This is a genomic window from Nonomuraea sp. NPDC059194, from assembly GCF_042754765.1.
In the GTDB taxonomy this organism is placed as follows: Bacteria; Actinomycetota; Actinomycetes; order Streptosporangiales; family Streptosporangiaceae; genus Nonomuraea.
The window spans coordinates 79078-102223 of record NZ_JBHZBH010000001.1 but is presented as its reverse complement, the minus strand read 5'-3'; the positions used below and the strand labels follow the sequence as shown (position 1 = coordinate 102223).

General features: G+C 70.4%; 20 protein-coding genes and 1 pseudogene. 9 read left to right on the top strand and 12 right to left on the bottom strand.

Annotated features, from left to right (window positions below):
- Positions 1–18 precede the first annotated feature (18 nt).
- The 4 genes from ACFXJ8_RS00475 to ACFXJ8_RS00460 form a co-directional block, all read right to left on the bottom strand.
- The gene (locus ACFXJ8_RS00475; RefSeq protein ID WP_379641637.1) at positions 19–750 is read right to left on the bottom strand and encodes a DUF4097 family beta strand repeat-containing protein; all 732 of its coding nucleotides are present in this window, start codon (positions 748–750) and stop codon (positions 19–21) included.
- Between the two features lie 108 nt (positions 751–858).
- Entirely contained in the window at positions 859–1689 is an 831-nt protein-coding gene (locus tag ACFXJ8_RS00470; RefSeq protein WP_379641636.1) for an LLM class flavin-dependent oxidoreductase, read from the bottom strand.
- Between the two features lie 229 nt (positions 1690–1918).
- Positions 1919–2260 (bottom strand): STAS domain-containing protein, encoded by a 342-nt coding sequence (locus ACFXJ8_RS00465; protein WP_379641635.1) that lies wholly within the window; start codon positions 2258–2260, stop codon positions 1919–1921.
- Between the two features lie 48 nt (positions 2261–2308).
- Positions 2309–3757 (bottom strand): LCP family protein, encoded by a 1449-nt coding sequence (locus tag ACFXJ8_RS00460; protein WP_379641634.1) that lies wholly within the window; start codon positions 3755–3757, stop codon positions 2309–2311.
- Between the two features lie 81 nt (positions 3758–3838).
- Between ACFXJ8_RS00460 and ACFXJ8_RS00455 the strand changes: the two genes are divergently transcribed.
- On the top strand, positions 3839–4861 hold the full coding sequence (locus ACFXJ8_RS00455; protein ID WP_379641633.1) for a glycosyltransferase family 2 protein: 1023 nt from the start codon (positions 3839–3841) through the stop codon (positions 4859–4861).
- Between the two features lie 429 nt (positions 4862–5290).
- On the opposite strand, the gene ACFXJ8_RS00450 is transcribed toward ACFXJ8_RS00455, so the two are convergent.
- Positions 5291–6559, bottom strand: a complete 1269-nt coding sequence (locus tag ACFXJ8_RS00450) for an SDR family oxidoreductase (protein WP_379641632.1) — start codon at positions 6557–6559, stop codon at positions 5291–5293.
- A gap of 107 nt (positions 6560–6666) precedes the next feature.
- On the opposite strand from ACFXJ8_RS00450, the gene ACFXJ8_RS00445 reads away from it, so the two are divergent.
- The 6 genes from ACFXJ8_RS00445 to ACFXJ8_RS00420 all read left to right on the top strand — a co-directional run bounded on the left by ACFXJ8_RS00445 (position 6667) and on the right by ACFXJ8_RS00420 (position 12446).
- Positions 6667–8124, top strand: a complete 1458-nt coding sequence (locus ACFXJ8_RS00445; protein WP_379641631.1) for a CDP-alcohol phosphatidyltransferase family protein — start codon at positions 6667–6669, stop codon at positions 8122–8124.
- Between the two features lie 7 nt (positions 8125–8131).
- Entirely contained in the window at positions 8132–8755 is a 624-nt protein-coding gene (locus ACFXJ8_RS00440; protein WP_379641630.1) for a DUF5941 domain-containing protein, read from the top strand.
- Between the two features lie 79 nt (positions 8756–8834).
- The gene (locus tag ACFXJ8_RS00435) at positions 8835–9566 is read left to right on the top strand and encodes a sugar phosphate nucleotidyltransferase (RefSeq protein ID WP_379641629.1); all 732 of its coding nucleotides are present in this window, start codon (positions 8835–8837) and stop codon (positions 9564–9566) included.
- Between the two features lie 28 nt (positions 9567–9594).
- Positions 9595–10635 carry an iron-containing alcohol dehydrogenase family protein gene (locus ACFXJ8_RS00430; protein WP_379642050.1) on the top strand — a complete coding sequence of 347 codons (1041 nt, stop codon included), beginning with the start codon at positions 9595–9597 and terminating at the stop codon, positions 10633–10635.
- Positions 10613–11380 (top strand): CDP-alcohol phosphatidyltransferase family protein, encoded by a 768-nt coding sequence (locus ACFXJ8_RS00425; protein WP_379641628.1) that lies wholly within the window; start codon positions 10613–10615, stop codon positions 11378–11380. Before ACFXJ8_RS00430 ends, ACFXJ8_RS00425 begins: the two co-directional genes overlap by 23 nt.
- A gap of 181 nt (positions 11381–11561) precedes the next feature.
- Positions 11562–12446 carry a glycosyltransferase family 2 protein gene (locus ACFXJ8_RS00420; RefSeq protein ID WP_379642049.1) on the top strand — a complete coding sequence of 295 codons (885 nt, stop codon included), beginning with the start codon at positions 11562–11564 and terminating at the stop codon, positions 12444–12446.
- A 209-nt stretch (positions 12447–12655) separates the two neighbouring features.
- Here ACFXJ8_RS00420 and ACFXJ8_RS00415 read toward each other — a convergent pair whose 3' ends face one another.
- Together ACFXJ8_RS00415 and ACFXJ8_RS00410 are read right to left on the bottom strand one after the other, a co-directional pair.
- Positions 12656–12910, bottom strand: a complete 255-nt coding sequence (locus ACFXJ8_RS00415; protein WP_379641627.1) for a hypothetical protein — start codon at positions 12908–12910, stop codon at positions 12656–12658.
- Entirely contained in the window at positions 12911–13282 is a 372-nt protein-coding gene (locus ACFXJ8_RS00410; protein ID WP_379641626.1) for a DUF6247 family protein, read from the bottom strand.
- Positions 13283–13759: 477 nt separating this feature from the next.
- Here ACFXJ8_RS00410 and ACFXJ8_RS00405 point away from each other — a divergent pair.
- A pseudogene (locus tag ACFXJ8_RS00405) lies at positions 13760–14050 on the top strand (MarR family transcriptional regulator); the annotation flags it as partial.
- 72 nt (positions 14051–14122) lie between these two features.
- Here ACFXJ8_RS00405 and ACFXJ8_RS00400 read toward each other — a convergent pair.
- The 5 genes from ACFXJ8_RS00400 to ACFXJ8_RS00380 form a co-directional block, all read right to left on the bottom strand.
- The gene (locus ACFXJ8_RS00400) at positions 14123–14842 is read right to left on the bottom strand and encodes an acetoacetate decarboxylase family protein (RefSeq protein ID WP_379641625.1); all 720 of its coding nucleotides are present in this window, start codon (positions 14840–14842) and stop codon (positions 14123–14125) included.
- 67 nt (positions 14843–14909) lie between these two features.
- Positions 14910–15884 carry a glycosyltransferase gene (locus ACFXJ8_RS00395; protein WP_379641624.1) on the bottom strand — a complete coding sequence of 325 codons (975 nt, stop codon included), beginning with the start codon at positions 15882–15884 and terminating at the stop codon, positions 14910–14912.
- Between the two features lie 57 nt (positions 15885–15941).
- Complete coding sequence (locus ACFXJ8_RS00390; protein WP_379641623.1) at positions 15942–17288, bottom strand: acyltransferase family protein; 1347 nt, start codon at positions 17286–17288, stop codon at positions 15942–15944.
- A gap of 227 nt (positions 17289–17515) precedes the next feature.
- Entirely contained in the window at positions 17516–19138 is a 1623-nt protein-coding gene (locus tag ACFXJ8_RS00385) for an LCP family protein (RefSeq protein WP_379641622.1), read from the bottom strand.
- Between the two features lie 273 nt (positions 19139–19411).
- Complete coding sequence (locus tag ACFXJ8_RS00380) at positions 19412–20905, bottom strand: hypothetical protein (protein WP_379641621.1); 1494 nt, start codon at positions 20903–20905, stop codon at positions 19412–19414.
- Positions 20906–21089: 184 nt separating this feature from the next.
- On the opposite strand from ACFXJ8_RS00380, the gene ACFXJ8_RS00375 reads away from it, so the two are divergent.
- Complete coding sequence (locus tag ACFXJ8_RS00375) at positions 21090–23084, top strand: hypothetical protein (RefSeq protein WP_379641620.1); 1995 nt, start codon at positions 21090–21092, stop codon at positions 23082–23084.
- The last annotated feature ends 62 nt before the right edge of the window (positions 23085–23146 follow it).

The window sequence follows — 23146 nt, the reverse complement described above, 5'->3', positions numbered from 1 at the left end:
GCTCACCCACCTCCCGGTTCAGGTTCTGGAGATCCTTACGTCCCCATCGAGGCTCCTTGCCACGATCGTCCTGACGCCGGCCTTGCCCGCGTCCTTCACCTCCGAGCGGGCGCGGCCGTTGCGGCTCTCCGCGGTGATCCCGTACTCACCCTCCGGTACGGTCACCACGACGCCTCCCGTCTTCGACTGGGTGTCGACCTTGCCGGGCGGGGCGGCGAACTGGACCCTGATGTCGCCATCGCGGGACTGGGCCTTCACATCGGCCGAGCGGGTGGCCCTCGACCTGATGAGCCCTTCGGCCGTACGCAGCCGCAGCACACCCGACAGGCCGTCGCCGAGAATGTCGCCGCCGGTGGTGGCCACCGAGACGTCCTGGGCCAGGCCCGACAGCGTCACCCGCTCGTCGCCGCCGTCGACGACGAGCTTCACCCCTGGCGGCAGGTGCACGGTGTAGCGCGCGCCGCAGACGGAGAAGAAGACCGTGCAGTCGGTGCGGAGCGACAGCGTGCCGTTCTCCAGCGACCAGGTGGCCTTGCCGGGCTCGCCGCTCTTGCCCAGCAGCCACCGTTCGACCTTCACCCCCGAGGCGTCGCCGGGGACCACCCGCAGGTCGCCCATGGCCTTGACGGTGAGCATGCCGCCCGCGTGGGGGAAGGTCGTGCTCTGGTGCCGTTCCTTCGCGTCGGCCTGGAACCCGCAGGCGGTCAGAGTGACGAGGCCTGCCGCTGCCAGTGCGATCATCCGCTTCATGCAAGCGATCGTGTCGCCGATCGACCGCGACGCCATCGGCCATGTGGCCGATCCCCCATCGGCCGATCGTCCCCGAAAGGCCGGTCGTCCCCGAAAGGTCGGTCGTTCCTAGAGGGCGGACAGGAGTTGTTCGACGTGGGAGAGCGGGTCGTCGCCGACGGGGCGGAGCACGACGGTGTTCACGCCCGCCGCCCACAGCGCCTTGACCGCCTCGGCGGCCTGCGCGGGAGAGCCCTCGGCGGCGAAGACCTCGGACGGTCCCACTCCAAGGAACTCGGCCGCTCCCGCCCGCATCCGCTCCAGTCCCGAGGGGTCGCCGACGCACAGGAGGGTGAAGACGATCAGCTCGTGCTCGCCGGACGCGGAGATCCGCTCCAGCGCCGGGCCGATCGCGTCGGGGCCGAAGCCCTCGGGCAGGATCGTGCCCTGCGCCACCCTGCCCGACATGGCCAGCGAACGCGGGCCTTTCACCCCCGCCACGACCGGGGGAGCCACGGCGGGCGGGTGCACCAGCCGTACCGCGTCGAGGTGAACGGCCCTGCCGTCCATGGTCACGCTCTCGCCGCGCAGCAACCCGCGGACCGAGGTGATCGTCTCCTCCAGCAGTGTCAGCGGCGAGGGGGCGGCGGCGCCCACCTGGCGCATCCACTCCTGTACGCCGTGGCCGATGCCGCCGACGAAGCGTCCGGGAAAGAGCCTGGCCAGGTTGGCGAACTCCATGGCGAGCAGCATCGGGTTGCGCAGCGGGGCGGGCGCGATGCCGAGGCCGACCCGCACCCGCGAGGTGGCGGCGAGCGCGGCGGCGGCCGAGCTGAGACCGCCGGTCCAGCCGAGATCCTCCACCACCCAGACGTCGTCGATCCTGGAGTCGAGCGCCTGCGCGAACGGGACGAGCCGCTCGGGCGGCAGATCGCGGTCGAACATCACACCAAGCCTCATCCGGGCATCCTCCGATGGTCATGGGCCGCGAGTCAACGGGGTCGCGGGCTAACGGAGTGATGGGGTCACGGGAACGTGGGGTGGCTCGTGGCTAACAGGGCCACGGAGTTCGTGGGATCACGGGTCACGGGGCCGTGGGATCACGGGTCACGGGGCCGTGGGATCACGGGTCACGGGGCCGTGGGATCACGGGTCACGGGGCCGTGGTGCCGGTGAACCCCGGCAAGGCTCAGGCCGCCAGCTCCTGACGTGCCTCGTCGACCGAGGTCGTCACCTCGAAGTGGCGGTCCAGGTTCGTGATCGCCAGCAGGTGGGGGATCATCCCGTCGCCCACGATCAGCATCATCCGCCCGCGCTGGTGCCGCACCCTGGTCAGCGTCGAGACCAGCAACCCCAGCCCGACCGAATCGCAGAACGGAACCTCGGTCAGGTCGATCGCCAGGTGCGGCTGCTCCATCCGCGTGAGCAACGCGTCGATCTCGGCCTTGAGCCGGGGAACCGTGGTCAGGTCCAGGTCACCGGCCGCCTGGAGGAGTGCGAACCTGTCGTCCGTCCAGGACCTGACGTGCATTCTCGGCCACCTCCGCTCGTGCGGAGTTCCTGCCCGGAAAGGGAGGAGTTATCCCTCTTTTTTGCAGATGTTCTGGCTTGCGGTGCGGGTGGTCGGGGTAGCCTGCGGCGACGCGGAGACGGACGGCGTGGTCGGCGACTTCGGCTTGCGGACCTTCGGCTGGTCCTGCCCGATCACGACCTCGATCCCCTTGACGTCGCCGCTCTCCTTCACCTGCGCGCCAGGGATCGCCGCGGCGACCACCTTCGCCTCGGCAGCCTTGCCGGGGGCGTGGCGCACCAGCGTCGTCCTGAAGTCCTTGCGCGTGGTGTTGCCGGGCTCGCCTGGCACCTTGAACCCGTAGTCGACCAGCCCCGTCCTGGTGCGCGCGCCGAGCCCGGTGATCAGCGTGCCGTTCAGCACCTTGACCGTGATCTGCTCGGGCGGTATCTCCCGCGTGCTCATGGTGGGAGCGGGCGACGGCTTCGGGGCGGGCTTGGCGAGGTCCTGGTCGGCGGCGATGCGCCGGAACAGGTCGGCGGCGCGGTCCTTGTCCCACAGCACGGCCGACTCGCCCGTCGGCGTCTTGAAGTCGACGTCGGCCAGCGGCACGCTGGCGAACTTCACGTCGTAGAGCGAGACGTCCTTGAGCTGCTCGACCAGCGGCACGAGGCCGTCGTCGGGGTCCACCTTGATCGTCGCGAGTGAGGCGTTGACGAAGGAGATCAGGTTGGCCGGGTTGGCCAGCGCCTCGCTCAGCATCGCCGAGATGACCTGCTGCTGGCGGTCGATCCGGTCGAGGTCGGAGCGGGCGGTCGCCCTGGTGCGGGCGTAGCCGAGCGCCTTCGCGCCGTCGAGCCGGTGGGTGCCCGCCTGCAGGTTGAGCCCCGTCTTCGGGTCGTTGATGGGGACCGGCGTGCAGACGGTCACGCCGCCCAGCCGGTCGACCACGTCCACGAACCCGAGGACGTTCACCTCGATATATCTGCTGATCGGCAGCCCCGTCAGCTGCTGCACGGTCTTGACCGCCAGCTTGGCGCCGCCGAACTGGTAGGCAGAATTGATCTTGTGCTGGCCCTTGCCGGGAATCGTGGTCCAGGTGTCGCGCGGCAGGCTCACCACCGTCGCCTTGCGGTGGTCCTCCGACAGGTGGATCACCATCATCGTGTCGGTGCGCTCGCCGACCTCGCGGCCCAGCTTGAGCCGGTTCTGCTCCTGGCGGGTCAGGTCGTCGCGCTTGTCGACGCCCACCAGCAGGATGTTCATCGCCCCCCGCGGGGCCTGCTCGACCGCGCCGAGGCCCGCGTCGACCGAGCCGATCTGCCGCGGCGTGGCCCACACCCACCCGGTGCCCGCCAGAATGGCGGCCGACAGGGAGCCCGCGACGATCAGGTTGCGCCTGCGCGCCCTCGCGCCACGACCCGGTTTGCGTGGAGTACGGCGGGCCGCGAGCTTGACCCCTCCCGGAGCGTCGCCGCCCACGTGCACACCCGCGTCATCCTCCTCCGGGTCGCGCATGCCGTGCCCCCTCCAAGCGCCGCCGGAATCGGGCTTTGGATTGCCCTCCTCCCCTGGTCGTACAGTAGCGTGAGGCCCGCCATGAAGCAGTTCCCCGACTCGCCCGCGCAGCCCGCGTTCCCACAGACGCGCGCCTGGCCGGCGATCTCCGTCGTGATGCCGATCCTCAACGAGGAACGGCACCTGCGCGAGGCCGTCGCCCAGATCCTCGCCCAGGCCTATCCAGGCCCCATCGAAGTCGTGCTCGCCGTCGGGCCCTCCCGCGACCGCACCCAGGAGGTGGCCGACGCGATCGCCGCGGCCGACCCCAGGGTGACCGTGGTGGCCAACCCGACAGGACGCACGCCCAACGCGCTCAACGCCGCCATCGGCGCCTCCCGCCACGAGATCATCGCCAGGGTCGACGGGCACGCCATGCTGCCCGACGACTACCTCAGGGTGGCGGTCGAGACGCTGGAGGAGACCGGAGCCGACAACGTCGGCGGCGTCATGGCGGCCGAAGGCATTACCGCCTTCGAGCAGGCCGTCGCCCGCGCGATGACCTCCAAGATCGGCGTCGGTGCCGCCGCCTTCCACGTGGGAGGTACGGCGGGGCCGGCCGACACCGTCTACCTCGGCGTGTTCAGACGCAGCGCCCTCCTCAGGGTCGGCGGCTACGACGAGCACTTCCAGCGGGCCCAGGACTGGGAGATGAACCACCGCATCCGCGAAACGGGCGGCCTGGTGTGGTTCCAGCCGCGGATGCGCGTCACCTACCGGCCCCGGCCCAACCTGAAGGCGCTGGCCAAGCAGTACTTCCACTACGGCCGCTGGCGGCGCGTGGTGGCGCGCACCCACGAGGGCACGATCAACCTCCGCTACCTGGCCCCGCCCGCCGCGGTGGTGGCGATGGCGCTGGGGCTGCTGGTCTCGCCGTTCTTCCCGCTGGGGCTGATCGTCCCCGGTGGGTACGCGCTGGCGATCCTCGGCGGGTCCGTGCTGACGGGCAGCGGCCTTCCCGGGCGCGCGAAGGCGGCCCTGCCGCTCGTGTACGCGGCGATGCACGTGTCGTGGGGCTGGGGCTTCCTCACCAGCCCCCGCAAACTGTCCCGCCCCCAGCGCTGACCGGGTCGCGGGTGGGGGCCCGGGGGCGCGCCGGGCCGCCCAACGCGGCCACCCATTCCCCCCCCCCGACCCCGTCACACGGGCCTGGCGGTGAGACCGTGGTTGCGGTCTTTCGAGATGAATGAGTGACGTCCGGGCGCTCCCAGGGCCGCTCTCCCGTTACTTCCGAAGACTCCCGCCGACGCCCCCGCGGGCGCGGCCGTGCCGGTGGTCACGGGGTGGCGGTCTTTTGGGAAGCGGGTGGACAGCGTCGCGGGCCAAGGCCTCGCGTGCGGCGGTCGTGCCGGTGGTCACAGGGGGTAGCGCCGTGTGCGGGGCCCGCGTGCGGTCGGGCCGGTGCTCACGGGGTGGCGGTTTCTCGGGAAGCCGAAGGTTGGTACGGCGTCGCGTGATGAAGCCCGCGTGGTCGGGCAGGCGGGCACACGTGGGTCAGGTGTCGATGGCCTGGCCGGTCAGGTCCGATGCGAGCACGTCGAGCGCGATCCGCGCGGCCTCGGGTCCCTCGGCGGCGACGCAGTTGACCGCGATCCCGTCGCGCTCCCATTCCTGCGCCAGAGCTCGCGACAGTTCCACGATCGCCGCCGCGCCGGACCGGGCGAGCGACCCGGCAGGCGGCGACTGAGCCGACCGTGACGGGGTGAGCAGCAACAGCCGTCCGCGCGACTCCCGCAGGTGCGGATGCGCGGCACGGGCCACGTTCACCGCCGCGAGGTAGGCCTCCCCGACCTCGGCCAGACCGTCGGCGGGCCGTACGGCAGCCGCGTTCACCACACAGTCCACCCGCCCCACCCCGGCCAGCCCCGCAGAAGCCCCGGCCAGCGCCGCAGAAGCCTCGGCCGGCGGCAGGAGGAGGACCCGGGCCGCGCCGCGCGACCGCGCCAGTTCGGCCACGTCGGCGCCGATCCCCTCATCGTCGCCGAAGAGCACCACCGTCTTCCCCTCCATCGACTGGCCGACGGCAGGGGGCACGACAGCGGGGCCCAGCCGGAACAGCGCGTCCGCGATGTGCAGGTCGACGGGGTGGGTCACCTTGATGTTGCGCTCGCTTCCCGGCACGACCACGATCGGCACCTCGGGCAGGTACCGCAGCACCACCCCGCAGTCGTCGGTCGGCGGACGCAGGCCGAGGTCAGGGTCGGCGAAGGCCAGCTCGTAGGCCCTCCTGATCACCGACAGCCTGAACCCCTGCGGCGTCTGGACCCTGCGCAACCGCGCCCTGTCGGGCACCTCACGGACGACGTCTCCGCGCGGCCCCGGCTCCACCACGACAATGGTGTCCGAGCTCGGGATCGCCACCTCCACCGCCGTCTCCGTCTTCAGCGCCTCGACACACTCCGTGATGATCCGGGGCTCCAGCAGCGGCCGTACCGCGTCATGGAGCAGCACGTTGCACTCCTGCGGACCCAGCGCGTCGAGCGCCCGCCACGTGGTCTCGGTGCGGGAGGCGCCGCCCTCCAGCACCCGGCTCACCTTCGTGAAGCCGCGCCCCGCCACGAGCTTCTCGACCTCGGCGGTGAAGCCCGGCGTCATCAGCACGATGATCTCGTCGATCTCGGGCGCTGCGTCGAACAGGGCGAGCGTGTGCTCGATGATCGACTTGCCGGCGATCGTGACGAGCTGTTTGGGGGTGTTCAGGCCGACTCGCTGGCCCACACCTCCCGCGAGGAGCACTCCCACGCAGCGCAGCCGAGATTCCATACGGCGAGCGTAACGGTCTCGCGCGTCGCGGCCGCGCACCCGTGATTTGCGGTCAACCTGTCGCTACGCTGGGCAACGCACTCCTCGTGTCCGAAGGAGAACTGCGCGTGCCAAAGTCCACCACCACCCGACAAAGCACCACGGCCGCTGCCGTGGTGCTCGCCACGACCCCTGCCGCCAAGCTGTCGTGCGCGGACGGCACCCTGCTCGACAGGATCAACGACCAGCTCGTGCTGCTGCCCGTCCGTGACGTGCACGTGGTGTCGCAGGGCGGGGGCCTGGGCGCCGACCTGCGGGGCGTGGCCAAGATCGCGCGCATCTGCACGGGGACGGTCGTGCTGCTGCCCGCCGACCTCGTCGCGCACACTGAGGCGCTGGCCGTCCTCATGGAGCATCCGGCCCGTGGCACGGGCGCGCTCGTCAGCTCCGACGCCACGGTCGGGCCGCTGCGCCCGCCGGCCAGGCTCCAGCACGGCAGGGTCGTCGCCGCGGGCAGTTCCTTCCACGTGGTTCCCGAGGCGAACGCCACGTTCAGGGGCGTGCTCCAGGTGGGCGAGGCCGATCTCGGCACCCTGGCCGACATCGCCGACGAGCTCGCCGAGCTCGCCGAAACGGGGCGGCTCGGCCCTGTCACCCCGATCGAGGCCATCGACCTGCTGCTGGTCGGGCTGGTGCGGTCGGGGGTGCCGGTGCGGGCGGCGCGGATCGGGCGGCTGCACGCCGACCGTGTCGCCGCCCAGTCCGCCGCCGACCTGGCCGTCACCAGGCTGGCCGACGTCGACGAGGTCAAGGTACGGCTCGACACCGCGGTCAAGAACAACGACGGCTTCTTCGCCACCTTCTTCGTCAGCTCGTGGTCCCCACATCTGGTCCGTCTGGCGGCGCACCTGGGGTTGACGCCCAACGCGGTGACCGGCATCTCGGTCGGCACGGCGGTGCTGGCGGCCGTGTGGTTCTCGGCGGGCACCAGACAGGCCCAGGTCGTCGGCGCCGTGCTGCTCCTGCTGTCGTTCGTGCTCGACTGCGTCGACGGGCAGTTGGCCCGCTTCACCCGGACGTTCACGCCGCTGGGCGCGTGGGCCGACGGCATGGCCGACCGGTTCAAGGAGTACATCGTCTACGTCGGCCTCGCGCTCGGCTACACGGCCGGGCTCGACGCGGGCGACGGCGGCCCCGAAGGGATCTGGCGGTTCGCCGTGGCGGCGATGATCCTGCAGACGCTGAGACACTCGATCGACTTCTCCTACAAGGGGGCGGTGGCCGACGCCAAGCGGATCGGCGCCGCGTGGGCCAGGCCGGCGAGGTCGCTGCTGGAGTCCGCGGACGGCGGGCGCGGTGCCGTACCCCATCAGGGGGTGATGGGGCTGGCGCAGCGCCTGGAGCGCGAGACGCTCACCAGGTGGGCGAAGAAGGTGATCACACTGCCGATCGGCGAGCGGATGGCGTTGATCGCGGTCACCGCCGCGCTGTACAACGCGAAGACCACGTTCACGGCGCTGCTGGTCTGTGGCGGCGTCGCCTGCCTCTACCAGCTCGGCGGAAAGATCGTGAGGTCGATCGGATGACGCGGCCATGATCTCGGTCCACATGATCCCCGTGCCCCGCAGCCGGGTCGTCTCCTACCGCGACGACGGCCCGCTGTCGCGCGGCATGGGCGCGCTGGTGGCGGGGCAGCTGCCGCCGTTGCCGCCCGCGATCGCCGGCGCCTTCGTCACCGCCATCCTGCTGCTGATCGGGCTGGGCGGCACCGACGGGCTGGCGGTCTTCGCCCCGGCCGTGACGCTCCTGCTTTCCGGGCCAGGCAGCTCCCACCCGCACGACGGCAGGCTCGACTGGCTGGTCCCGCCGATCCTGCGGCTGACGGAGTACGTCTTCATCGCGGCCGTCTGCTTCGGCCACGACATCCACCCGCTGATCATCTTCGCGTTGCTCGGCGCGATGGCCTTCCACCACTACGACCTGGTCTACCGGGTACGGCAGCGCGTCTACCCGCCGCCGTGGCTCTCGACCGCGGGCCTCGGCTGGGACGGCAGGATGCTCGTCGTGTCGGCAGGCGTGCTCATCGGCCAGGCGACGGCCGTGTGCGTCCTGCTGGCCCTCTACCTGTGGTGCCTGTTCGGCTGGGAATCGCTGACGTGCTGGCTGGCCGCGCCCCGCTCGGGGGTGGAAACGGCCGATGCGGGAACTCCAGACTAAGAAGGGATTACCCGAACAGGGCCTCAAGGCAACTAACCTTTGGGGTCTTACATAGTCATGCTCGACTGAGGAGTGCACGTTGCTGGGAATGGTGCTGGCCGCCGGGGCCGGACGACGCCTGCGGCCGTACACCGACACGCTGCCCAAGGCGCTCGTGCCGGTCGACGGAGAAACGACGATCATGGACATCTCGCTGCGCAACCTCGCCGCGGTGGACCTGCGTGACGTCGTCATCGTGGTCGGATACGCGGCGCAGGCCGTACACGAGCGCAAGGCCGAGCTGGAGAAGCGGCACGGCGTGCGGCTCACCCTCGTGCACAACGACAAGGCCGAGGAGTGGAACAACGCCTACTCCCTGTGGTGCGCGCGCGACTACTTCGCGCAGGGCGCGCTGCTGGTCAACGGCGACACCGTGCACCCGGTCTCGGTGGAGGAGACGCTGCTGTCGGCTCCGGTGACCAGCGACATCCTGCTCGCCGTCGACGACGTCAAGTCGCTGGCCGACGAGGAGATGAAGGTCACGCTTAACGACGGTTCGCTCAAGCGGATCACCAAGCTCATGGACCCGGCCGTCGCCTACGGCGAGTACATCGGCGCGACCCTGATCCGCCCCGGCGCCGCCGAGCGCCTGGCCGACGCGCTGCAGGCCACCTTCGAGCGCGACCCGCAGCTCTACTACGAGGACGGCTACCAGGAGATGGTCGAGCGCGGCGAGAAGATCCACGTCGCGCCGATCGGCAAGGTCGAGTGGGTCGAGGTCGACAACCACGACGACCTCGCCAAGGCCCGCGACATCGCCGTCCGCTACTAGAGGAGGCTCGATGCCGCTTCTAGCGAGGATGCTGCCCGCGCCCCTCACCATGGAGGTACGGCGGGGCGCGGTCGCGCAGCTCGGCGCGCTGCTGGCCGACAGCAGGGTGGCCACCTCGGGCAGGGTCGCCGTGGCGGTCGGCCCTGGTCAGGGCGACCACATCGAGGGTCTCATCGCGCCGACCCTCACCGAGGCAGAGGTGTTCCGTGTCAGCGACGGCTCGGTCGAGGCCGCCGTCGCGCTCGGCTCCGACCTGCGCAAGGGCGCCTACGAGGTGGTCGTCGGCGTGGGCGGCGGCCGCACCATCGACGCCACCAAGTACGCCGCCTCGCTGGCCGGGATCCCCATGGTGGCCGTGGCCACCAACCTGTCCCACGACGGCATCTGCTCGCCGACCGCGTCGCTGGTCTACGAGGGCGGCAAGGGCTCCTTCGGGGTGCCGATGCCGCTGGCCATCCTCGTCGACCTCGACTTCGTCCACGCCGCGCCCGACGCGCTGGTCAGGTCGGGCGTGGGCGACGTGGTGAGCAACCTGTCGGCGATCGAGGACTGGCAGCTGGGCAACGTGGAGCGGGGCGAGCCGATCGACGGCCTGGCCTGCTCGATGGCGCGCACGTCCGCCGAGGCGCTGATCGGGCGGACCGACTCGATCGAGTCCGACGCGTTCCTGACGGTGCTGGCGGAGTCGCTGATCCTGTCCGGGATGTCCATGGTCATCGCGGGATCGTCCCGTCCATCCAGTGGCGGAGATCATGAGATCCTTCATGCCGTGGATCAGCTCTTTCCCGGCACCTCCAACCACGGCGAGCTCGCCGGGATCGGTGCCGCCTTCTGCTTCTTCCTCAGGGAGGACCAGGCCAGGCTGACGCAGGTGGTCAACTGCCTCAGGCGGCACCGGCTGCCCGTCACGCCGGGCGACATCGGGCTCAGCGTGGGGCAGTTCACCGAGGCCGTCATGCTGGCGCCGTCCACCCGTCCAGGTCGCTACACGATCCTCGAGCACCTGCGGCTGTCCGAGACAGAGGTTCGCGATCGGGTGGAGAGCTATGTCCGGGCCTTCGGTAGCTGAGCTGCGGGCGGTCGCCCAGCCCGCCGGCCACCTGGAGCGCAGGAACGGCGAGCACTGGGCGGGCGTGCTCTACATGCGCGCGCTCTCCCTGCGCGTCACCTGGCTGTTGACCAGGACGTCGGTCACGCCCAACCAGCTGACCTGGGTGATGACGGTGGCCGGCGTCGCGGCGGGTGTGGTGCTGGCGCTGCCCGGGCTGTGGGCCGCCGTGGGTGCCGCGCTGCTCGTCCAGGTCTACCTGCTCCTCGACTGCTCGGACGGCGAACTGGCCCGCTGGACCGGCAAGACCTCGCTGACCGGCGTCTACCTCGACCGGGTCGGCGCCTACTTCACCGAGGCGGCGCTGCTGGCGGGCCTCGGCTGGCGGGCGTCGAGCGTCCTTCCCGACTGGTACACCGTGCTGGGGTTCGCCGCCGCGCTCGGCGCGATCCTCATCAAGGCCGAGACCGACCTCGTGGACGTGGCGCGGGCCAAGGGCGGTCTGACGGCCGCCACCGAGGCGTCCGCCGGGCAGCTCCGCTCGGGCCTGCTCGGGCTGGGCCGGCGGGTGCTGGGGGCGACGAAGTTCCACCGGATCGTGCAGCCGATCGAGCTGTCACTGCTCGCGCTGGTCGCGGCCGTGATCGATCTGGTCCGCGGCGATCTCACCGCCTCGAAGGTGCTCGTCGTGGCCTGCGTCGTGGCGGCCGGACTGCAAATGATCCTCCATCTGGTCAGCATCCTGGCCTCCAGGCGGCTAGCGTGACTCGGAACCGTCGGGGCGCCGCACCCGTCGAATTGATCAGACGCCCGCTGTTCGGTGGGGGTTCACTGACGGTTCCGATACTCTTGTCTCCATCAATCCGGATATTGGCAGACCCCAGCAGACTCGGTGATCATGAAAGAATGCTCCGCTCGTGTTCTCGACGCGTCAAGGCGATGACCCGTTGAAGATCTCGTGCGTCATCCTCACCATGGGCAACCGGGTCGCCGAGCTGAACCGGGCGGTCGAGTCCGCGCTCAACCAGATCGACGGCGACGTCGAGGTGGTCATCGTGGGCAACGGAGCCGACGTGCCCGCGCTGACGGCGACACCGCCCGAGGGCTCCGCCGCGACCGTCAAAACCGTCCGCCTGCCGCACAACACCGGCATTCCCGCAGGTCGTAACCGCGGGGTCGAGGAGTGCTCGGGCGACGTCGTGCTCTTCCTCGACGACGACGGCTGGTACGCCAACCAGAAGATCGTCGCCCACGTCCGCGACCGGTTCGCCACCGAGCCCGACCTCGCCGTCATCTCCTTCAGGGTGATGGACCCCGACGGCGGCACCGGACAGCGCCGCCACGTGCCGCGCCTGCGCGCGGGCGACCCCGAGCGTTCCTCACCCGTCACGACCTTCCTCGGCGGCGCCTCCGCCATCCGCAGGTCGGCGTTCCTCCAGGTCGGCGGGCTGCCCGAGCGGTTCTTCTACGCGCACGAGGAGACCGATCTGGCCTGGCGGCTGCTGGGCGAGGGCTACCGGATCGAGTACGACGCCGAGACCGTCATGTACCACCCGCAGGTGCCGCCGACCAGGCACGCCGACTTCTACCGGCTCAACGCCCGCAACAGGGTGTGGCTGGCGCGGCGCAACCTGCCGTGGCCGCTGGCCGTGTGGTACCTGCTCGACTGGGTGGTGCTCACGCTGTGGCGCGAGCGGCGCTCGGGCGTGGCGCTGCGGGCCTGGTTCCAGGGCTTCGTCGAGGGTGTACGGACCCCCGCGGGCGAGCGCAGGCCGATGGCGTGGCGCACCGCGTGGCGCATGGTGAAGCTGGGCCGTCCCCCGATCGTCTGACAAGCATGGCCCCTCGCCTGCCGGCGAGGGGCCGGCCCTCCCCGGGGCTCCCGCCCCCGTCCCGCCCCCGTTGACCACGCGTCTCGGTATCCCGGCCCGGGAGGAGACCGCGCCGCTGACAGCGATACGTAGGATTCTCGGGGAGAAGTCTGGCCCACGTATCCGCCGGCCGAGGGACCACCAGTCCGCATGGTGTCTTCCAGCGGCGTTCAGCCGTACCAGGTCACTTGGATGATCTCCACCAGACGGCGGTATTCGACGATCAGGTAGGTGACCATTCCGGACCCGCTGTCGCCGAAGGTCTGGGTCCGCATCGGGGCGTCAGGTCGTTCCCTCACGAAGGGAGTGCCGTTCCAAGGAGCGACTTGAAGGAACACCGTCACCTCATGGAATGCTGCGAGCGCCTCGGCGGGGAGGACCGTGATCTGCTCGTCTGCGTCCTTGGTTGTGCCGACTGTGTACATCTACAGGTCGAGCTTCACGCCAAGTTGGGCTGCCCGCTCGGCCATGACCTCGCGCAGCGGCCTCCCCGAGATGTACTCCCCACGCTCAAGCTGTTCTTGGACACGCCCGCCACGCTCCAGGACTTCTTCATACTCCCCGGTCGCCTTCATTCTGGCCATGTGCCACCAATGGGCGAGCAGGTCGTTGACCGGCTTGAGATCCAGCTCCTCGGTGGCCTTGGCCATGGCCTGCCGGTAGTCCCTGTCGAAGTAGCCGCGATCCGCGGGAGGGAGGCAAGCACGGATGTTACGAGGACTCCGATCGGCCATGAGAGACTCCACGATCTGCTCGGGAGCCCGAACGCTGGTCACCTCATGCGGCTCGGCGGTCATGACGCTAGCTCCTTGCGCTGATGGGCCCTCACTCGGCGGGGGCGATGCGTGCGCCTTCGAGCTTAGCTGCCCGGCGACCAACCACGGATGAAAACCGGCCTTCGCCGATCAGGCGCGAACGCCATCGGCGGCACCAACCGGGAGAATCAGAGGTATCCATGCTCGCGCGGCCGGGTGTCAGGTGAGAACCGCTCCCCGCCCGCCTGGGTCGGATGGGGAGCGGATTCAGGTGGTTGCGGGATTGGGCGTGCTATCCGCCGATGTGCGGTGCGCGTGCGGCGGCGGAGCCGTCCCGGATCACCTCACCGGTGAGGTTGCCGTTGGCTCCCGAACCCAGGAAGACGATGAGGTTGGCCACATCGTCGGCGCTGGAGAGCCTGCGAGTGGGCGTGGCGGCGGCGAGGGTGTCGGTGACGAACGCCGGAATGTCCGGGCGGCTGTCGGTCAGGGTGAAGCCCGGTACTCGCCCTCGCCCAGGCCGTATCGGTCGACAAGAGCAAACTGGTCTTCATCCTCGACGAGCTGGAAGGTGCCGGGCTGGTGCGCCGCCGGCCGGACCCCGCCGACCGCAGGGCCCGCATCGTCGAGGTCACCTCCGAAGGGAGCCGCGCCCTCAAAGCCGCCCGGGATGACATCGAGGCGATCGAGGACCAGCTCGTGGCCGACCTCGCCCCCTCGGCACGGACCGCCCTGAAGAGCGCGCTGCAACAGCTCGTCGCCGACCCCATCGCGAGAATCGAGGACGGACGACCGCCCGAAACCGCCTGACCCCCACAGCCTGACCCCGTATTCGAGGCCTACGGCACCCAGAGGTCGCCAACCGCTTGATGCCGCCGCGAATCAGGGCCGCCCAGCGGGCGCAGCGGTGCCGAAGGTCATCGATGCCCGCATGCTCGTCGTCAGTAGCGGCCGCTTCGGCAGCCCCAGCTCGCTCAGTTCCTTGGCGACGGGATGGTTGCCCAGCCGGACGAGCGCTCCTCCCGGACGCACACGTATCCCGCTTCCCCACATCTTGGCTGGGACACGGCGGGTGATGCCGTCCAGGTGGGTGTAGGCGGTCAGCGGCGTCGCCGCGCCCGGCACCGGCACTCCTGGTTTCACCAGCATGTCGATGACCAGCCGTCCGTCCTTGCGGACGATGCACCGCTTGTACGGCGACGACAGGCGCAGCTCGATGTCGGCCAACTCCTTGGGGAAGCCCCAGATCGTCCGCCCGGCCTCCAGCGTGAAGCCCTGGTCCACGGGCAGCCAGTGGACGAACGCGCCCGCCGACCTGAGCGTGGCGGGCCCCGCGGCGCGCGAGCGGGGGCTGCCGGGCGGACGCACCAGGAAGGCGACGCCGAACTCGTGGTAGGCGTCGAGGTCGCTGTCGCGGTACTCGACGAACACCAGCGTGCAGATGGCCTTGCCGGGCAGCACCTCGGCGACGTCGAGCCCCGAGTAGGCGATCACCGCGCGGGCCGCGTCGGCGCGGACCGGATACATGGCGCTGCAGACCGTGGCGTCGGTCACCCTCACGGGCATGGTGATCGTGCGGCCCTGGATCAGATGCGAAGCCATGACCCCAGTACATGTGACCATCCGGCCGCCGTCCATGTCTTGCCGCAACTCCGCCCAGGGAAAGGCGTCAGACGGCCAGCTCGTGGGCGACGCCCGCCGACCTCTCCAGACGCGCCACGAAGGCCGCGGCCTGGTCGGGCCAGTGGTGGTGCAGGCGGGCGGCGGCGTTGCCCGCCGCGCCAAGCCGTGCGCGCCGTACCGGATCCTCCTTGAGGTCCAGCACCGCCTCCACAGCCGCGTCCACGTTTCCGTACGGCACGACCGAGCCGCAGCCCGCCCGCTCCACCTCGGCGGCCGCCGCGGGCGTCGTGACGACCGGCACGCCGCGGCCCATGTAGTCGAGGACCTTTGTCGGCGGTCTGGTGGGCGGCCTGGTGAGCGGCTCGCGCCACAGGCAGACGCCCGCGAGCGCGCCCTCGGCCATGCGGAGGGCGTGGCGGTTGGGCACGTACCCGTACCAGTCGAGCAGCCCGCCCCGCTGGGCGTCCCGTAGGACGGGCCTGACCTCGTGCTCGGCGGCCCCGATGAGGTCGAGCCTGATCCCGTGGGGCGCCAGCCGCCGGGCCAGCTCGACGAGCTCGTGCGCGCCCCTGCTCGTGGTGAGCCTGCCGATGTGGACGACCCTGGTGTCGCCGGGCGGCGGCGGTTCGGCGGCGGCCAGGGTGGCCTCGGCCGCGGCGGGTTCGAGCACGTGGTGCAGCCGCCCGGCCCTGGCCACCAGCCTGCGGCCCAGCGGGCCCGCGGGCTCGTCACGCGTGTCGAGCACGACGGGCGGGTGCCGGAACGGCATCAGCAGCAGCAGCTCGGGCTCGTGCAGGATCAGCAGGTCGGCGTCCTTGGCCCCGCGCCTGAGCGCGGCGCGCGGCACGCCGCCCCGCCTGACGTCGATCGCGGTGATCGGCGGCACGGGGGTCACGTTGAAGTGGGTGAAAGGAGCGACGTAGGTCACCTCGTGGCCCGCGTCGAGCAGCGCCCTGATCTGCCGGTGCATGATCCGGGCGTCCTCGGGATGATGAAGGGTGGTGGCGACGCAAACGCGCATAAAGGTGATGGTGCGTGGCTATGCCATCACGGGCGTGAATGCGGGGGGAACTGCCGTTTAACTTCCTGACGGACGCCGGTAGAGCCACGTCAGGCGCGGCTCCAGCACCCACTTGAAGACCGTGCGGGTCTCGGGCAGGCACAGCACGATCGCCAGGGCGAACGCGCTGGTGCTGATCGCCAGCACGCCCAGCGGCCCGTGCAGCCAGGGGAAGTCGAGCCAGCCCATCTCCTTGGCGATCAGCACAGGGATGCCGTGGAGCAGGTAGCAGTAGAGCGTGCGGGTGCCGAGGTCGGTGTACCAGGTCTCGCCGCGCGGCACCAGCGCCAGGAAAGCGAAGCACATCGCCAGCGAGGCGAGCAGCAGGCCCGCCCGCAGCCCGAGGCCCATGTACCAGGACAGATCCATGTCCTGGAAGCTGTGCTTGAAGTAGAACGGCTTCAGCGACAACTTGCTGAGCCCGACGTAGATCGCCACTCCCGCGGCGCCCACGAGCGTCACGGCCGAGACGACCTTGACCCAGGTGCGGTTGAGCATCTCGAAGTGCTCGGGCTGCATCACCAGGCCGATCACGAAGAACGGCAGCAGGCCGAAGAAACGGTCCATGCTGAAGTCACCCGAGATCTGGGAGAACCCGGCGAACAGGTAGATGGCGATGGCCACCGGGATCGGCTGCTTCATCCGCTTCCACACCGGCGTGGACAGCCGCCAGAACAGCAGAGCCAGCAGGTACCAGTTGAGCCAGGCCGGGTCGATGATCGTCAGGCTCCACTTCTGCCCGAGGGAGAAGCGCAGCGCCGCGTAGCCGACCTCCACGATCACGTACGGCACGACGAAGGTGTCGACCAGCTTGTTCGTCTTGGCGTTGGAGTTCCAGAAGTTTCTGGACAGGTAGCCGCTGATGATGACGAACAGCGGCATGTGGAAGGTGTAGATGAAGACGTAGAGCGCCTTGGAGGAGTTGGCGTTGAGCGTGGGCACCAGCGAGTGGCCCACCACCACGAGCGCGATCAGCAGGAACTTGACGTTGTCGAGGTACGGCTCGCGCTTGCGCGGCGCGGGCTTCGGCTCCTCTTCCTCCCGCGCCTGCTCGCCCCGGTCTTCGGTGCGCTCCTCCGTGGCGACCGTGCCCCAGAAGGAGGCCTCCGCGGGCTGCTCGCCCCAGGCCGAGCCCTGCTGAGGCGCACCGTGCCGCGACGGGCTCTGCTGAGGTGTCTCCTGCTGCGGCCAGGTCTGCTGGTGTGGGCCCTGCTGTTGCGGGCGCTGCCGTGACGCGCCCGGCTGGAACGCGGGCCACGGGGCGTCCGCCCGCTCCGTCTCGGCAGGCGGCGCTTCGGAGGCGGCGGGGGTCGCGCCGTTGCTCCTGTGGGCCGGAACCGGGAAGGGCGATCGGGGGTCACTCACGGTGGGGACGCTCAGCTATCTGTCGGGGCCGGGGATCGCAAAGCCACGGTAGCCATGGCTCCTTGCAGACGCCTAGCAGGATGCCGACTCGCGTTGGCGGTCTGACAACAGTAACGGTCAGTGGGGCCGATGTCGCGGTGGAGACTGCAGAAACGAGCGGAATCCACAGGGAATCTGGAGGTTGACGAGGTCTGTCGAGCCGAGTCAAGTGGGCACTCTGGCGCGTCCTATGCGCAGATTTTCTTGGTGTCGGCGGAGATGCCCGTCTCCTTGATGGCGTCGGGGATCTCCGTGCGGACGCCAGAGAAGTCTTCGCCGATCAGCAGCTGGATGACGGGAGTCTTCTCGGCCTTGGTGTCGGAGACGGTCTGGGTCGTGCCGCCGCCATCGGTGAACGGCGCGGGGTTGGTCACCTTGACCTTGCCCTTGGTGGAGGGGCGTTTGGTGCCGGAGAGCTTGCGGGCGAGCACGTCGGCGTAGTCAGGGCCGGTGGTGTCGCGCTTGCCGTACAGGAGCTTGGTGGTGGGCTGGCTGGTGCCCTCGGCGGTGAGGGCGTTGCCGGTGCCGACGATCTGGAAGCCGAGCTCGGACAGCTCCTTGGCCACCTCGCCCGCCTTGCCAGGGGTGGTCGTGCCGTTGATCACCTGGATCTTGACCTGCTCGACCTTCGGGACGACCTTCTTGACCGTGGAGCTCGGGTCCGGCTGCGGGAGCTGGGTGTCGGTCACGAGAGCCTGCCAGAGCTTCGGCGCCCGGGCAGGGTCCCAGATGACCCGGTTGCTGTCTTCGGGGTCGGCCAGGACAGGGACCGTGTAGAACTGCACCTTGCTGGCGGTGAGCGCCCTGGCACTCTCCGCGATCTCCAGGAGCTTGTTCGTGCTGGTGGCCAGCTCCTTGTCCATGGTGACGGAGGAGGCCGCCGCGTTGATCAGGCTGAGCAGCTTGGCCGGGTTGGCCAGCACGCCGCCCGTGGTGACCTTCTTGACGACCTGGCTCGCGAAGAGCTGCTGCCGCTGGATCCGCTGGAGGTCGCTGCCGTTGCCGTACTTGCGCAGGCGGACGTAGCCGAGGGCCTGCTCGCCGTTCAGTGTCGACCTGCCCCTGGGCAGCTTGAGTTTGGAACTCTTGTCGTCGACCGCGGTGTTGAGGCACACCTCGATGCCGTCGAGGGCGTCGACGATGGCCTTGAAGCCGTTGAAGTCGATCTCGACGTGGTGGTCGACGCGGATGCCGGTCAGCGTCTCGATCGTGTTAACCGTGCAGGCGATGCCGCCGGTGTTGTAGGCGGAGTTGATCATGCCGCGGGTGCTCGGCAGGATCGCGCCGTTGGCCTCGCTCGTGCACGAGGGGATCTGGACCATCGAGTCGCGCGGCAGGCTGACGAGTTGTGCCTTGTCCCTGCCGGGGGAGATGTGCATCAAAATCATCGTGTCGGTGCGCTTGCCCGAGTCGCGCATCGAGTCGATCTTGCCGTACTTGGCGTTGCCGTCGCCCTTGCGGGTGTCGGAGCCGACGATCAGCACGTTGAGCGCGCCCGTGGCGTTCACCGGGCGAGCGTTGGGGATTTTGCCGGTAATGTCCGAAATGCCGATCTTTTCGAGCGCGCTGCGGTAGACCGTGTAGCCGGTCAGCGAGCCCGCGACCATCAGGCCGGTCACCGCGATGCCCGCCCAGGCCAGGCCGCTCAGCCGCTTGCCGCCGCCTCCGCCGCTCCTGCGGCTCCCGGGCTCGTCCGGCGGGCGCGGCGGCGGGGGTGGGGGAGCGGCGGCGGCCCTGCGAGAGGACCGGTAGCCGGGGGTGGCGGGCGCGACCAGGCGGTCCTGGACGTCGGCGCTCCTGTGGTTGCTCATACGACCCCCTCGCCCGACGGCGTGGAGCCCGTGTTCGGCATCCTGCTCATCACGGCCTCCTCGTCCGGAGATTCGGAGCCCGCGTCATGCCGGCTCGTATAGATCGCTCATCGCGCCGCGAGACCAAGCCTGCGGCCAAGTCCCACGAGACTAAGTCACTGTAGGCGTAGCCGGAGCCATGATCGACTTAATCGGTCGTGACCCGAGCGTGATGATCCAGCCCCAGAGCTTACTCAAAACCGGACATTTCATGGAATGAACTGTCGCAAAATTTTACGGAACCCGCCTGGCGCACAGCGCCGCCGCGAGGCACGCCGGCGGTACGGCCGGCAGCGTGTAGCGGTAGTCGAACTCGGCCACGGCAGGCGGCACGATCAGCAGCACCCATGCCGTTGACCAGGGCAGCAGCCATGCGCCCTGGTAGCTCCTGCGCCTGATCGCCACGACCAGCGGGACGAGCAGAATGACCAGGAGCGCGGCCCCGGGCAGGCGGGCGACGTCCTGGTAGGCGCGCATCCACCCGGCGAACGGCTCCACGATGTCCGTGCCAATAGCTCCATTTTCGTAAGCTTGTGCGAATTTCGCTCCGACTTGCGCGGGATAACGGCCCGGCGGCGGAGGGGGATTCACAGGAAACTCGTAGTAGCCGTAGATTTCCGCGTCCGGATAAACCGGCCTGCCCAGGGTGAACGTGCGGGCCAGCTCCGACAGGATCGAGGCCGCGTAGTCGAGCGGCTGGCTGCGGATGGCCAGCATCGCGAACCTGCCCGCCAGGTCGTCGTTGGCCTTGGAGAAGGTGATGTCCGGCAGCTTCACCAGCGGGGCGTCCTTGGCCCAGATGTACTCCTGCGACGGCGGACGGTCCTTCGCGGGACGCGGGTCGCACAGCACGGCCAGGTCGGCGGGCGGGTCCATGCGCGCGCAGTCGGCGAACGACATCGTGCGGGCGTAGAGGAAGACGCCGTTCGCCCCCACGATGCCGACCCGCTGGTAGGTGGCGTGGAACCAGGCGCCGTAGGCGAGCACGGGCAGGAGCGCGGCGGCGGCCATGACACCCGCGAGCCCGATCCTCCTGCGCAGCAGCAGCCACGCGCCGAGGACCACGATGAGCGGCTGGCCGATGGTCCTGGTGAGGGAGGCGCAGGCCAGCAGCAGGCCGATGGCCAGAGCCGTACGCCAGGTGAGGTTCCTGCGGATCGCCAGGACCACGGCCGCGACCACCAGGAAGGTGAACAGCGCGTCGGAGACCAGCAGGTGCTCCAGCTCGATCTGGTAGGCGTCGAGCAGCACCGGAACGGCGGCCAGCGTCGCCGCCCACCTCGGGATCCCGCGGGCCACCCTGAGGACGGCCACGTAGACCAGGACGCCGGTGGCCAGGCCGAGCAGATGCTGGACGGCGGTGACGGCGGCGAAGCTGTGGAAGGGGTGGAGGAGCTTGAGGAAGAGGGAGTAGCCCGCCGGACGCACCAGGTCGGGGCGCGGGCGGAAGACGGTGACGATGTAGGTGTAGGAATCGGGGAACCACAGCGCGGGCCGGTAGCCCAGCATGGTGATCGCCCTGAGCAGGACGCCGAGCCCGAACACGGCCAGAAACCAGCGATGCCGCCCCGCCGCGGGTCGCGCCCGCCTCCACGCCGCCGTCGTCGCGTCGCGCGCCTGCTCCCACAGTGCCGCCGCCGCGGGTCGCGCCTGCTTCCACAGTGCCGTCGCCGCGTCGCGCGTCGCCTGGGCCGGCTGTCGCGTCCAGGCCGTCCGCCCGGTCTCCACCCCGCGTGCCCTCCGTCCCCGACGCCGCTCCCACCGGCCGGGCGGCACCCAACGCCAGCCGTACGCTACCGGACCCCGGCCCCATGCTCCGGCCACGCGCCGCGCCCGTCCCACGGCCCCCGTTCAAGCCGGAGTGCCACGTGGCGCGTGGGGTCGGTCGGGTTGGATAGCCTCGCGATCACCGATGAGACTCGCCTGGCTCGATCAGACGCGCAGACCGTCGGCGGGCAGGGTGCTCGCCGTCGTCTCCGTGCTGCCCGTCCTCGCGGTCGCCAGTTGGCTGCTGGCCGGGCTCCCGCTCCTGCTCGCCGGCTGGTTCCACCCGCTACCCACCCTGGCGCTCGGCGCGCTGATCTTCGCCGTCCTGTGCAGGACCACGCTCACCGGCCGCGCCGACCTCGACGCCACCGCCTGGCAGGTGACCGGCATCGTCGGCGTCGCGCTCGGCTCGCTGGTCTTCAACGCCGTCCTGCACGGCGAACAGCTCATCGTCCGCCGCGACCCCGCCACCTACGCCCAGTACGCCATCTGGATCGCCAGGCACGGCTCCCTGCCCATCCCGCAGCAGGTGGAGGCGTTCGGCGGCGCAGACCCGGCGCTGCGCTTCGACAGCATGGGCTTCTACGACTCGGCAGGCGCCGTCGTGCCGCAGTTCCTGCCGGGCCCGCCGATGCTGTTCGCCGCGGGGGAGTGGCTGGGCGGCCTGCTGTTCGCGCCTCCCGTGCTCGGCGCGCTCGCCGTGCTCGTCCTGGCGGGAGTCGTCGCCAGGCTCGCGGGCGCCCGCTGGGCCGTGCTCGCCGCGCTGACGTTCGCGATCAGCATGCCGATCCTCTACACCTCGCGCACCACGTTCAGCGAGATCCCCTCGCTCATCCTGATCTTCGGCGGCCTCGCCCTCCTCCACGACGCCCGCGGCCGGTGGGAGACGGCCGTCGCGGGTCTGGTGTTCGGGCTGGCCGTGCTGGTGCGCATCGACGCGCTGCGCGACGTGCTGCCGGTGCTCGCCTTCGGCGGGCTGCTCATCGCGATGCGGCGCGGCTTCGCCCTGGTGGCGGGGCTGGCCGTGGGGTTGGGGCTGGGGTTCGGCGCGGCGTGGGTGTTCGCCGGGCCGTACCTGTCCTATCTGTCGCGTTCGGTCAAGCCGCTGCTGCTGATCTGCGTCGCGGTGCTGGTCCTGACCGTGGTGGGTACGGCGCTGGCGGGCCGCCTCGCGCGGATCCGGTTGCCGAGGTGGCTGCCCGAGATCGGCGCCGCCCTGGTCGCGCTGGTCATGGTCGGCCTGGCCGTACGCCCGTGGGTCCAGACGGTGCGCCGCGAGCCGGACACGGACGCCGACTGGCTCACCTACCAGTTCCTCAGGGTGACCGAGCGCGCCAACGGCCTGCCCGCCGACGGCACCCGCCTCTACTCCGAGGACTCCCTCTACTGGGTGATCTGGTACGTCGGCGTCCCCGTCGTCGTGTTCGCGACGCTGGCCGCGGCGGTGCTGGTCAGGCGGCTGCTGCGCGGCGGGGGGAGCGCCTTCGAGTGGCTGCTGCCGCTGGCCGTCATCGGCTGGACCACCGTCACCACGCTGCTGCGCCCCGAGATCACGCCCGACCACCCGTGGGCCGCCCGCCGCCTGGTGCCCGTCGTCATCCCCGGGCTGATCCTGCTGGCCGTCTGGGGGCTGGCGTGGTCGCGCGACAAGCTGCGCAGGCTCGGGTACGGCACGCGGTGGTTCGCCGCGGCGGCCACGGTGCTGGTGCTCGCGCCCGTCGCGATCACCTCCATCGGCACCGCCTTCACGCCCGTCGAACGCGGTGAGAGCGCCGCCGTCGCGGGACTGTGCGCGCGGATCCCCTCCGACGCCTCCGTGCTGATCGTCGAGCGCGTCACCGGCGCGCGCTTCACCCAGGTCGTGCGCGGCACCTGCGGCGTCCCCACGGCGCAGGTGCGCAGGAGGAAGGAGGGCGATACGGCCGCCGCGGCCGACGACGTCCGCCGCCTCGTCGACCGGATCCGCGCCGCGGGCCGTACGCCGGTGCTGCTGGCAGCCGAGTCCGGCCAGCTCACGCCGTACGGCACGCCACAGCAGGTGGTCGACCTCAGCACGCGGCAGGACGAGCGCTCGCTCGTCGAACCGCCGAACGGCACCTGGCGGCTGCAGGTGAACGTGTGGATGACGCAGCCGGTGTAAGAGCGACAGGGCAGGGCAGAATCTTCGCCCAGCCACGATCACATTCCAGGTAACGGTACCCT